The sequence below is a fragment of the Herpetosiphon llansteffanensis genome, from assembly GCF_003205875.1.
GTDB classification, from domain to species: Bacteria; Chloroflexota; Chloroflexia; order Chloroflexales; family Herpetosiphonaceae; genus Herpetosiphon; species Herpetosiphon llansteffanensis.
Genome location: NZ_PUBZ01000160.1, coordinates 1 through 11,968 on the forward strand (window position 1 = coordinate 1; position 11,968 = coordinate 11,968).

Sequence of the window (11,968 nt, forward strand, 5' to 3'; positions counted from 1 at the left end):
CCCCAGCCTTGCATTGGGCAACGAAGCGAGCGCTGTGCGCGATTGCTACCGTGTTTTGGCCGATGAGATTGCCCAGCATGGCACTGCTGGCCTTGGCTCGCTGATTATCAGCATGACCCGTAGCCTCTCGGATTTGTTGGCGGTTTATTTGCTGGCCCGCGAAGCTGGCTTATTGCAAGTAACCGAGGCTGGTTTGGCCTGTGTATTGCCAGTCGTGCCATTGTTCGAAACCATCGAAGATTTGGAAATTAGCCCCGATATTCTCGATGCCTTTTTGGCCCATGCGGTGAGCCAAGCCAGCCGCAGTTTGCGCCAAACCAGCGTGCAGCAAGTGATGGTTGGCTATAGCGATAGCAACAAAGATGGCGGAATTTTGGCCAGCCTTTGGAGCTTGTATCGGGCGCAAGGCACGCTGGCCGCCGTCGGAGCCAAGCACAATGTGCGCGTGCGCTTTTTCCATGGCCGTGGCGGCACAATTAGCCGTGGCGCTGGGCCGACCCACCGCTTTTTGAATGCCTTGCCAGCAGCAGCCTTGGCCGGCGATTTGCGCATGACCGAGCAAGGCGAAACCATCGCCCAAAAATATGCCAACCAAATCACGGCGGTCTACAATTTAGAATTAATGGTCGCTGGCGTAACCGAAGCCACCTTGCTTGGCTCGCAGCGCGATCAAACTCCGCACAGCCTTGCCCCAACCATGGATGCATTGACCGCCTACAGCCGCCAACGCTATGAAAGCCTAATCCAAACCCCGGGCTTTATTCAGTTTTTTGGCCAAGCCACGCCAATCGATGTGATTGAGCAAGGCAAAATTGGCTCGCGGCCAGCCCGCCGCACTGGCCAACGCACACTTGGCGATTTGCGGGCGATTCCATGGGTGTTTAGTTGGAGCCAAGCCCGCTTTTTTCTTTCTGGTTGGTATGGCGTTGGCAGTGGCTTGGCATGGCTCGCCGAGCAGCAACCCGATCAATTTGCGCAGCTGCAACAAGCTGCTTTCGAGTGGTATCCGCTTAAATATTTGCTCACCAATGTCAGCACTAGCTTGCTCTCTGCCGATTTGGCCACGATGCAAGCCTACAGCCAGTTGGTCGAAGATTCGGCGGTGCGCGAGCCGATTATGGCCGCGATCGAGGCCGAATTTAAGCAAACTCAACAGCAACTAGAGCTGATTTTTGGCGGCAGCTTGGCCGAACGCCGCCCACGCATCTATCGCATGTTGCAAGGTCGCCAAGGCCGCTTGCAGCAATTACACCAGCAACAAATCAATTTGCTGCACACTTGGCGCAGCTTGCCAAGCGAGCAAATCGCTGAGCGTGAGCAATTATTAACCCAATTGCTGCTCACAGTAAATGCCATCGCCAGCGGCTTGCGCACCACTGGATAAATCAAAAAAGGCCCCGCATTGTGGTTTTGCAATGCGGGGCCTTTTAGATTTGATTAATGTTTTAGTGCTGCTTCGCCGTGAAAGCGTTCGTAGGCGGCGCGTTCGAGGGCTTCGCGTTGGTCAGGGTGTGCAATATCAATCAAGGCTTTGGCCCGTTCGCGCAAGGTCTTACCATACAAATAGGCCACGCCATATTCGGTCACGATATATTGAACGTGGGCACGGGTTGTCACCACGCTAGCGCCTTCGTGCAGTACTGGCACAATGCGCGATTGGCCGCGCCGAGTGGCAGAAGGCAGGGCAATAATTGGCTTGCCACCCTCTGAGAGCGCTGCGCCGCGCATAAAGTCCATTTGGCCGCCAACGCCAGAATATTGATAGGTGCCAATCGAATCGGCACAGACTTGGCCCGTCAAATCAACTTCAATCGCACTGTTGATGGCGGTAACATTCGGGTTGCGCCGAATCACGCTGGTATCGTTGATGTAGGTGATGTCGAGCATGGCAATCTGCGGGTTATCATCAACAAAATCATACAAGCGCCGCGTGCCCATCATAAACCCGCCAACAATTTTGCCTGGGTGAGTTTTCTTCATTTTGCCGTTGATGATGCCACGTTCCACCAAATCGATGATCCCATCGGAAAACATTTCGGTATGAATGCCCAAGTTTTTGTGATTGGTCAGCGAGGCCAGCACTGCATCGGGAATCGCGCCAATGCCCATTTGCAAGGTTGCGCCATCGCTCACCAAACTAGCAACATGGCGGCCAATTGCTCGTTCTACGTCGCTCAATTTGGCTGGTGCATGCTCATAAATTGGCTCATCAACCTCGACCGCAAAATTAATTTGATTGATGTGAATTTGGCCATCGCCATGGGTGCGAGGCATATGTGGGTTGATTTGGGCAACGACACATTTGGCCACTTCGACCGCAGCCCGCGTAACATCAACCGAAACGCCTAGCGAGCAAAACCCATGCTGATCGGGTGGCGAAACTTGAATTAATGCTACATCGAGCGGCAAAATGCCGCGCCGGAACAAGCCAGGCACTTCGCTCAAAAAGACCGGCACATAATCGGCTTCGCCCGTCACCACGGCGCTGCGAATATTCGAGCCAATAAACAAGGCCCGCGTATGAAAACTTTCGCGATATTTGGGATCGGTATATGGCGCTGGGCCTTCGGTGTGAATATGCACTAATTCCACGTCGCGCAATTCATCGGCACGGGCAACTAAGGCCGCAATTAATTGTTGAGGTGCTGCGGCAACACTATGAATAAACACACGATCGTGTGATTTAATCGCTTGAACAGCTTCATTGGCTGAAACGTAACGCATACTAAGCCCCCTAAATCGTTTTGTTGTAGCTTGGCTACTGCTCTATTGTGCCCGATTTTGGGCTACTGCGAAGTGAAAAGAGCCATGAAATGGGTTAAGGTTTGGCAACCTCGAAATTGGCTAAATTGTCGCGCCATTTGTCACAGACAGCCGTTATAATACATCTGTTCGATTAAATTGGAGGATGCATGCATGGCCGTGTCAGAGCAGACGGTTGCCCGCGCTGCAAGCTTGCGCGATGAATTGAATCGGTATAATCACCATTACTATACGCTTGACGCGCCGTTGGTGAGCGATGCCCAATACGATAGTTTATTGAATGAATTGCGGGCAATTGAAGCAGAATATCCCGAATTGCGCACCCCTGATTCGCCAACCCAACGCGTTGGTAGCGCTCCGCTGGGCAAATTTCCCAAAGTGCAACACCCTGTGCCAATGTTGAGCCTTGGCAATGCGTTTAATGCAGATGACTTAGCTGCCTGGCGACGACGTGCAGAGCAAATTATTGGCACGCAGCCCATGCGCTACACCGTCGAGCCAAAAATTGATGGCTTGGCCGTGGCTTTAACCTATATCAATGGCGTGTTTAGCGTTGGCGCAACCAGAGGCAATGGCGAAATTGGCGAGGATATTACCGCCAACTTGCGCACGATTCGCGATGTGCCTTTGCGGTTGCAACCAATCGACGGCCAACCGTTGCCCGAGCGCATTGAAGTGCGCGGCGAGGTCTACTTGCCAATCGAAGCCTTTAATCAATTGAATGAACGCCAAGCCCATGCAGGCGAAAAAGTTTTTGCCAACCCACGTAACGCTGCCGCCGGATCGTTGCGCCAGCTCGATTCGACGATTACTGCGAGCCGCCCGTTGCGCTTTTTTGCCTATGCCGTCGGCCCCTTCAGCGGGGTAGATCTCAACAGCCAAGCTGAAACCCTCAATAGCTTGCGCAGTTATGGATTTAGCATCAATCCCGATACGCGGCTTTTTGATGATTTCGCTGCCGTGGTCGATTATTGCCACGAGTGGATGGGCCGCCGCGAATTGCTCAGCTACGAAGTTGATGGCGTGGTGGTCAAAATTGATGATTTTGCTATGCAACGCGAATTAGGCGTGGTTGGCCGCGACCCACGCTGGGCAATTGCCTATAAATTCCCAGCTCGCGAAGAAACCACAACCTTGCTCAATATTGTGATCAACGTTGGCCGCACTGGTAAGTTGATTCCCAACGCTGTGCTTGAGCCAATTAGCCTGGGCGGTACGACGGTGCAACATGCTTCGCTGCACAACGCCGATTACATCATCAGCCGCGATATTCGCATTGGCGATCGGGTCGTGGTCAAACGGGCTGGCGACGTGATTCCATACGTAATTGGGCCAATTGTCGAGGCTCGCACCGGCAACGAGCAACCATGGCCAGCGCCAACGTTTTGCCCAACTTGTGGCCAGCCAGTCGAGCAGCTTGCCGACGAAGTTGATATTTATTGCATCAACAATGCCTGTCCTGCACGTTTAATTCGCTCAATCGAACACTGGGTGAGCCGTGGCGCGATGGATATTGTGGGCATGGGTGAGCGTCAAGCAAGCCAATTTGTCGAAATGGGCTTGATCAAATCGATTCCTGATATTTACCGTTTGAACATTGCGAGCTTTGCTGGCCGCGAAGGCTATGGCGATCGGCGGGTGGCCAATTTGCTCAACGCCATCGAAGAATCTAAGCAGCGCCCGCTTGATCGGGTGATTACAGCCTTGGGGATTAACGGCGTTGGTACCGTTGCCGCAGTTGATTTGGCGCGCTATTTCCGCTCGCTGCCAGCCTTGGCCCAAGCCACAATTGAGCAATTGACCGCGATTGATGGCATTGGTGGCAGCACCGCTCAAAGCGTGGTTGATTTCTTCAGCACGCCAGCCAACCAACAATTGATTGCCGAATTGCTGGCGTTGGGCGTGCAAGCTGAGCCTGGCGATGTTGCCGAGCCGCAAAGCGATCGCTTGGCAGGCAAGAGTTTTGTGATCACTGGCACGTTGCCAGGCATTAGCCGCGAAGCTGCCCAAGCCTTGATCGAAGCCCATGGCGGCAAGGTTGGCGGCAGCGTCAGCAAGAAAACCAATTATTTATTGGCAGGCGATGCCGCTGGCTCGAAATTGGCCAAAGCCCAAAGCTTAGGCGTAATCGTGCTGAGCATGGACGAGTTGTATGCATTGCTCGCCGATAGTTAATTATTGATCCACGAAGCGCACGAAGGTACACGAAGGCTGAAATTGCGAGGGGCGTAAATCCTGAAACCGCGAAGAACGCGAAGAACGCGAAGGTTTCTATTGTTATTGTCTTTGCTAACAGCCTTCCTTCGTGTTCTTCGTAGTTAAAATTATCTCTGCGGCTCTGCGTTAAATTCTGAATCCTGATCGATCGAAACATTCCGATAGCCCATAGCCAACAGCCAATAGCCACTTCAGGCTCTGCGTTATTGCAGCCGCTTATTCAAATTTGATGGATGATGTTTTTCGTGAAATCAATTCTGTAAGCATTGTGATAATCGTTATCAATATTTTTAGTTAGTGTTTCCACAACAGAATTAATAAATTGCCGATTGTTATGAATGATTGTAATTGAAGCGTTTAAGCCAACATTAGAAAGAATTAGCAAGCCATAGCGATCTGCGCTGAATATCCAAACCCAAATAACGATAATAAAAATCAAGATTATGCCAACATCGAATATAGTACGAATGGTATTGAATCGTTGCACAGTTAATAGATTATCAGGGAAGAGCTTTATTATCAATGGATCTTTATCGATAAAAAAGAAAAATAGTGCAATCAATAAACACCAAATCCAAGGAAATTTATTTTTGATCGTTGCCGCAGAAAAACCTACAATGCTCGATGTTTGATACACCGTATTACCAAAGCAAATTTTCTTGCGATTGATTTCAAGCTGATCAGTTGTAATTTCTTGGGTCGCATTACGATATAATACGAGTGCTTCCTCACTTTTGAGTGCATTAGCTGCATTCTTCACCTTAAAACTCCTCATTAGACTTCAAATTTAACCTAACGTATGCTAACAAACCATATTCGCTGCGTCAATGTTGCGCCATAAAAAATGGCTATCAACTATTGAACGATTCCAATAGCCAATAGCCCTACTTCGTGCTCTTCGCGTTCTTCGTGGTTACAAAAACGCTCTGCGCCTCTGCGTTAAAACGTTATGCTCTATGCTCTATGTTCTATGTTCTAATCCTTATACGGATCGAACTCATTTTCGCCAGCCATTGCCACGCCCAGCGGCTGCAAGGTGTGGAGGATTTTGACCGTATTGGAGTGGTGTTTGAGCACATCAGGCAAGCGTTTGTAGCAATGTGGCGATTCGTCGGTGCCTGCGCCGCGCAATTCAACGCCTTTTTGCTGCACCCAGGTATTCATCATTTCGCGCGAGATTTTGCCAGGCGAGAACACTTTGCCAGTGCGCCAATTAACTTTGCCACGGGCAGCGGTGCGACTCATCACCCGCCCAGCGCCATGCACAGTTGAATGCAAGGCAGTTTGAGCTTCTGGCGAATCGATGCCTTCTAAGATGACCGAAATATCGCCCATCGAGCCGCCAACAAAGCCGCGTTGGCCCGGGAAAGCTGGCGTTGCGCCTTTGCGCACCACCCACATATCAACCCCGTTATGGGTTTCGCGCCAAGCAAAATTATGGTGATTATGGATCTCGTCAAGAATATTCGCGCCCAAAATGCGCGCAACCTCGGCGCAAACCCAATCGCGGCCAGCATAGGCATAGCGTCCGGCCAAATTCATACAGGTTAAATATTGCTCGCCCAAATCTGAGGATGCTGGCAAAACCAAGGGCGCAACGTCCATGCCATCTTTGGCTCCGCCAGCATCTAAAAAGTAGGTGGCGGTTTTATGCCCCAAGCCCCGCGAGCCAAAGTGCACGCCGATCCAGGCCCGATCAAGTTCGTCGGCGAATAAATCGACATAATGGTTGCCAGAGCCAATTGTGCCAAGCTGATTGCGGGCAGTTTGTTTCAATTTTTTGACCGCTGGAATGTTCCACGCTGGGTCATCAAACAAGTCATGATCAACGCTTTGGCGATTGTTCAGGCCAACCCCAAACGACAATGAACGCCAGATGTCGTCCATAATCTGCTTGATATTGGCGCGAACTTCGCTGGCTGGCATGTCGAGCAAGACGGCTTTGTTGCCGCAGGCAATATCGTAGCCAACGCCCGAAGGGCTAATTGCATCACGGTAGGCCACTACGCCGCCAATTGGCACCGCATAGCCTTTATGATGATCAGCCATCAATGCCACCGCGTCGGCATCAAGCGCACAGGTTTTAATCTGGCTCAACGCCCCTTCATCAATTGGATCACCCCAGATTGGAATATTCTCAACGTACTGCACGATCGCTCTCCTATCGCTTTAAAACAAAAATGGGCTATAGCTTAGCATAGCCCATACCAGCGACCATCGTCCCCCAGCCCGATTTTAGGCAGCGACGATAAAGCGCAATTCAGTTTGCCATGGATCAAGCACGACCAAGCCGTTGGTTTGTTCTTGAACCGCAACGTCGGCGGCTGCTAAGCGTTGGCGCACGCTATCGAGCGCTGCTTGGTTGGCCATAACAATCTCAAAATGAGCCAAGCCAGCTGCATCGTTTGGTTGTTGCGGGCCATTTTGGCTTTGCCACACATTCAAGCCCAAATGATGATGATAGCCGCCTGCGCTGACAAACAGTGCGCCTGGGTAGTGGGCCACAATATCAAAACCCAATACGCCATGATAAAATTCTTCTGCTTGGCGCAAATTGCCAACTTGTAAGTGCATATGACCCATCGTTGTGCCGGTAGGAATACCTGCCCAAGCAGCTGCGTTGGGCGTAATTTCGGCCAAAACTCCATACAGATCGAGTGATTCAGTTACCATATGGACTTCGCCATTGGCTCCCCAGCGCCATTCGTTGCGAGGCCGATCGCGATAGATTTCCAAGCCATTGCCATCGGGATCATCGAGATACAAGGCTTCGCTCACCGCATGATCCGACGCGCCAAAGCGATAGCGCACTGCGATCAAGCGTTGCACCATATAGGCCAAATCAAGCCGAGTTGGCAAGAGAATCGCCGCGTGGTATAAGCCAGTGACATTGCTTGGGTGGTGTTTCAGGCCAGCTTCAACATCTAAGCGCAACACAACGTGATTGGGCGAACCCAAAACAATCGTTGAGTCCGTTTGTTCTAAAACGTGAAAGCCAAGTAAATCGCGATAAAATGCTAATGAGCGGCCAGCATCAGCGACACGCAGAGTAGTTACGCCGAGTGTCGTAGCGGCATCGATCGATTGAGGCGTAATCGTGCGAAATGTAGCCATAATATTTTTCCTTTCGAGCAATCAGTACAGCGTTGTTACTGTCAAGCTGTAACCATTCTACGCTCGCTTTGTCCTTAATGTTGTCCCCCCTGTTATCCTTGCATGCGTCACAAATCGGCTTTTTGCTGGGGATTTGGCTCTGGCAACGGCGCTGCTGGCGCAATTGGCTGAATGAGCACCAAGCCCTGTTCATCAATGTTAACTGCAATTGGCCGTTGTGGCATTGGCAAGCCGAGCCAAACTAGATAGCGCCCGATTAACCAGAAGGTTGCTGCTCCAACAATTAAGGCCAACACGACCATCGCGCCAGCTAAGAAATAATTGAAACTCAGCCAGAGCATGGCCATACGCGCAAAGCCAGTTGCAAAACAGAGCCACGCCGTGCGGGCAACAAGCTTTTGGCGCGAAAATATCTGGCTCAATGGCACAAATACCAGCAAGATTTGCATTGGCCAATGGTAGGCAAACACAATTGAGCTGGCAGCAAAATTACGCCCAACCAAACCCAAAAGATAGGCATAATCCCACCAAAGCAGGCAAGGAACAAGGTAGAGCAAGCTAATACATGGTTCGGCCAAATTCACGATCAATGGCCACAAAGCGCGGCGCAAATCGGCGCGTTGGCGATATAGCCCAAGCGCACGCTGCAAAAGCATGCCAGCATACGCCGTCAGCCCAAATATCCCCAACCATAAGCCAACTAATGATAGAGAATCCATGCAGAGCACTCGTTCGATTATGCACAATAGCAGTGCCAATGATCATAGCATTATTGATCAAGCTTTGGATTATTGATGTTGAGCAATGAAAGGATTGGGAAATTGTTTTAACCCAACAAAAAACCACCCCTGCGAACAGGAGTGGTTGGGTTTGGTGGGCGGTACTGGACTCGAACCAGTGACCTCGTCGGTGTGAACGACGCGCTCTAACCAACTGAGCTAACAGCCCATAGCCTTCAAGCCACTGCCGAGTATAGCATAGGCCATGGCTTTGCGCAAATTGATTCACGAGGGGCACGATTTGATCCACGAAGAGCACGAAGAGCACGAAGGGCCGTAACCGCGAAGAGCGCGAAGAGCGCGAAGAACGTCAAGCGCAAGGTGGAGAGCATATCCCTTTATCCTTCATCCCGCATCATTCATCCTTTCCGTTGGCCACAGATTGGCACAGATGTTGAGGATTAGGTTCGTGCCAGCCCATCGTTATGAGCCATACTTGCTCTGCGCCTCTGCGTTAAAAACTGATTTACTTAGCACTGAAACCACGAAGGGCACGAAGGTCGCGAAGCTAATTTTTAAGCCACGAATTTCATGAATTGCCCGAAAATTGGCTGATAGCCCCAATCCCATAGCCCGATCCCTGATCCCCGATCCCCGATCCCCAACTAATCGAGGTACACAATTTGCTCACACAACCCTAGCGATTTCTGTTGATTTAGAAGGAATTTGTGTATGTTGAAACCTATTTTTGGGATAGCGCGAGTCTTATTGGCTGCCCAAGTTGGTTCGTATCTCGGCGATACACCAAAGCATGGTGCTGGCACGCCCAAAGGCATGGCCCTTGGCCCAGTTAATGTCACACTCTCGAATGTTGCACCAGCAGCAATTGTCGGTGTGCTCTGTGGCAATTCGATGATTTATTCGTTGCTGACCAGCTATGCTCTGAGCAGCATTATTGGCGACAAGTTCGAGGAAACAGTGCTCCAGCAAATTGGCCAATAAAAAACAGCGCCCAAGTTTACTAGCTTGGGCGCTTTGCATTTAGGTTATTTGCTTTGGGGTGGCTCGACTGCCAACACATAGCCGGTTCCGCGTACGGTCAAAATATAGCGTGGGTTCGATGGATCTGGCTCGATCTTTTGGCGTAAGTGGTAGATATGCGGCTTGAGCAATTCGGCGGCTTCGCTGCTTTCCGCCTCGTAGCCTTGCGCGCAACGCAACAAATTGGCGTAGCTCATCACCAAGCCTGCTTGCTGCGCCAAACAGCTCAACAAACGAAACTCAGTTGGGGTAAGATTTAATGTTTGCTCGCCGAGACGAGCCATTTGTCGCCATAGGCCAATTTCCAGCTCACCAACCCGAATCCATTGATCGCCTGCTGGCTGTTGGCTGGTTGGCTCGCTTGGCTCTTGTTGCTTGCCGCCAAGTTCGCCGACAACAGTTTGGAGGGTCGTCATTAAGCTCTTTTTATGGCGCTGCTCTGCTTGGGCTTCGAGCGCACTCTTGACTCGCGCCAGCACATCTTGCGGGCTTGAGGTTTTGAGCATATAGTCGAACACGCCCAAGTGAATGCCTTCGATGGCACTATCAAGCGAACCATGGCCAGTCAAAATCAAAATTGCTGCATCAGGATAACGTTCGCGCACCCGTTGGGCAACCGTAATGCCATCGACTCCAGGCAAGCGCAAATCTAAAAGAAACAGATCAAACGGGCGTTGAGCAATCCGATCAAGGGCTTCTTCGCCACTATCGGCAGTTTGCACGTCGTAGCCGCGGCGGCGCAGCAAATCGCCAAGCGTGGCGCGAATTGGAAATTCATCATCAACCAATAATATCGAAGCTTGACTCATTGGGTACTCCTAGTTAGGTTGGTAGGGCAGCACAACACGGAAGGTCGAGCCAACCCCAACGGTGCTGTCAACCTCGATTTGGCCGCCATGCTGGGTTACAATATGGGCACTAATCGGTAAACCAAGACCAGTTCCATTGGGTTTGTTGGTAAAAAATGGCTCAAACAGATGCGCCCGAATATCATCAGGAATGCCTGTTCCCGTATCGCAAATTTCGATGGTCGCAAAGCTTGTGGCGGCCTCGGTTGTGACGGTTAATGTGCCACCAGCCGTCATTGCCTCAAGCGCATTCAGCACCAAATTCAAAAACACTTGACGTAATTGATCAGCATTGCATACCACTGCTGGCAATTGTGGGTCGGGCGTAAAGGTGATCACGGTATTATTATGCCGTGCGTGTAGGCCTGCTAACGCCAAGGTTTCTTCAATAATTTCATTGAGATCGGTCGGAGCCATCTCGCCGCGCATTGGCCGATAGAAATCGCGCATGCGCTCAATAATGCCAGCAATTCGCGTCAATTGATCGCGGGCCAATTGCATAATCGGCGATTCGCGCAAATCGTCGGGCAAATCTTCTTCGAGCAAAAGCAAGGCATTGCGTGCAGCATATAGTGGATTATTAATTTCGTGGGCGATGGATGCTGAAAGCTGGCCAACCGCTGCCAAGCGTGCACCTTGCAACAAGGCTGCTTCGGCGGCACTGACGCGCTGGGTCAAGCGATATTCGTGCTCTTTAGCCAGTTTTTTTTGCTCGGTCACATCGCGCACCACGGCAATAATTAATAATTGCTCAGTCGTTTTCAATGGGCTAAGGCTAATTTCGGTGTAAAACTCGCTGCCATCGCTACGTTTCGCCAAGAGGTCGCTGCCAATGCCCATTGGGCGAGTTCGTGGCTCTTGGGTGTAATTGCTGCGGTAGGCGACGTGTACGCCGCGCACCCGCTCAGGAATCAATAATTCAATTGGCTGGCCGATCATTGATTCGCGCTCATAGCCAAAAATTGCCTCGGCTTGGGCATTGACGACCACAATCACGCCGCGAGCATTCACAATGACTACGCCATCGGGTGCGGCTTCAAGCAAGCTTTGAAAAAGCGGCTCTGCTGGTTGAGTGGCCAGTTGATGGCGCAATAACTCAACTTCGCGTTTAAGGCTGGCATTTTCCGTTTCAAGCTGTTCATGACTCAGCATACCAAAAACTCCCTTGAATGATTGGCAATCATTCAAGGGAGTTTTTGGTGTGCTGAGTCATGAACCTGTCTCTTATATACATCTCCTAGCCCCCGAGACTAGCGCTCAACTCGT

At 51.0% G+C, this 11,968-nt stretch carries 10 protein-coding genes and 1 tRNA gene; 3 read left to right on the forward strand and 8 right to left on the reverse strand.

Going from position 1 to position 11,968, the window contains the following annotated elements; translation table 11 throughout:
• The coding region (locus tag C5S61_RS25490) for a phosphoenolpyruvate carboxylase (RefSeq protein ID WP_124033509.1) at nucleotides 1-1,384 on the forward strand (1,384 nt) is incomplete at its 5' end.
• Between the two features lie 53 nt (nucleotides 1,385-1,437).
• Here C5S61_RS25490 and C5S61_RS25495 read toward each other — a convergent pair.
• Complete coding sequence (locus C5S61_RS25495) at nucleotides 1,438-2,724, reverse strand: acetyl-CoA hydrolase/transferase family protein (protein WP_110520234.1); 1,287 nt, start codon at nucleotides 2,722-2,724, stop codon at nucleotides 1,438-1,440.
• A gap of 198 nt (nucleotides 2,725-2,922) precedes the next feature.
• Between C5S61_RS25495 and ligA the strand changes: the two genes are divergently transcribed.
• Complete coding sequence (ligA, locus tag C5S61_RS25500) at nucleotides 2,923-4,938, forward strand: NAD-dependent DNA ligase LigA (RefSeq protein ID WP_369128102.1); 2,016 nt, start codon at nucleotides 2,923-2,925, stop codon at nucleotides 4,936-4,938.
• Nucleotides 4,939-5,200: 262 nt separating this feature from the next.
• Here the strand turns inward: ligA and C5S61_RS25505 are convergent, their stop codons facing one another.
• From C5S61_RS25505 to C5S61_RS25525, 5 genes are all read right to left on the reverse strand, one after another.
• A complete protein-coding gene (locus tag C5S61_RS25505) occupies nucleotides 5,201-5,740 on the reverse strand; it encodes a hypothetical protein (RefSeq protein ID WP_110520238.1) in 540 nt (179 codons plus the stop codon).
• Nucleotides 5,741-5,955: 215 nt separating this feature from the next.
• On the reverse strand, nucleotides 5,956-7,131 hold the full coding sequence (locus C5S61_RS25510; RefSeq protein WP_110520240.1) for an RtcB family protein: 1,176 nt from the start codon (nucleotides 7,129-7,131) through the stop codon (nucleotides 5,956-5,958).
• Nucleotides 7,132-7,215: 84 nt separating this feature from the next.
• Entirely contained in the window at nucleotides 7,216-8,094 is an 879-nt protein-coding gene (locus tag C5S61_RS25515; RefSeq protein WP_110520242.1) for a VOC family protein, read from the reverse strand.
• A gap of 107 nt (nucleotides 8,095-8,201) precedes the next feature.
• Nucleotides 8,202-8,813 carry a hypothetical protein gene (locus C5S61_RS25520; protein WP_110520244.1) on the reverse strand — a complete coding sequence of 204 codons (612 nt, stop codon included), beginning with the start codon at nucleotides 8,811-8,813 and terminating at the stop codon, nucleotides 8,202-8,204.
• A gap of 152 nt (nucleotides 8,814-8,965) precedes the next feature.
• Nucleotides 8,966-9,042 (reverse strand) — tRNA-Val (locus tag C5S61_RS25525).
• Between the two features lie 503 nt (nucleotides 9,043-9,545).
• On the opposite strand from C5S61_RS25525, the gene C5S61_RS25530 reads away from it, so the two are divergent.
• Entirely contained in the window at nucleotides 9,546-9,815 is a 270-nt protein-coding gene (locus C5S61_RS25530) for a hypothetical protein (protein ID WP_110520246.1), read from the forward strand.
• 44 nt (nucleotides 9,816-9,859) lie between these two features.
• Here the strand turns inward: C5S61_RS25530 and C5S61_RS25535 are convergent, their stop codons facing one another.
• Nucleotides 9,860-10,663 carry a response regulator transcription factor gene (locus tag C5S61_RS25535; RefSeq protein ID WP_110520248.1) on the reverse strand — a complete coding sequence of 268 codons (804 nt, stop codon included), beginning with the start codon at nucleotides 10,661-10,663 and terminating at the stop codon, nucleotides 9,860-9,862.
• A gap of 9 nt (nucleotides 10,664-10,672) precedes the next feature.
• Nucleotides 10,673-11,854: an ATP-binding protein gene (locus C5S61_RS25540; protein WP_110520250.1), complete on the reverse strand. Its 1,182-nt coding sequence runs from the start codon at nucleotides 11,852-11,854 to the stop codon at nucleotides 10,673-10,675.
• Nucleotides 11,855-11,968 lie beyond the last annotated feature (114 nt).

Coding starts and splice junctions, on each gene's coding strand:
- C5S61_RS25515 (WP_110520242.1), bottom strand. CDS start 8,094: ATGGCTACATTTCGCACGATTACGCCTCAATCGATCGATGCCGCTACG.
- C5S61_RS25535 (WP_110520248.1), bottom strand. CDS start 10,663: ATGAGTCAAGCTTCGATATTATTGGTTGATGATGAATTTCCAATTCGC.
- C5S61_RS25495 (WP_110520234.1), bottom strand. CDS start 2,724: ATGCGTTACGTTTCAGCCAATGAAGCTGTTCAAGCGATTAAATCACAC.
- C5S61_RS25530 (WP_110520246.1), top strand. CDS start 9,546: ATGTTGAAACCTATTTTTGGGATAGCGCGAGTCTTATTGGCTGCCCAA.
- C5S61_RS25520 (WP_110520244.1), bottom strand. CDS start 8,813: ATGGATTCTCTATCATTAGTTGGCTTATGGTTGGGGATATTTGGGCTG.
- C5S61_RS25540 (WP_110520250.1), bottom strand. CDS start 11,854: ATGCTGAGTCATGAACAGCTTGAAACGGAAAATGCCAGCCTTAAACGC.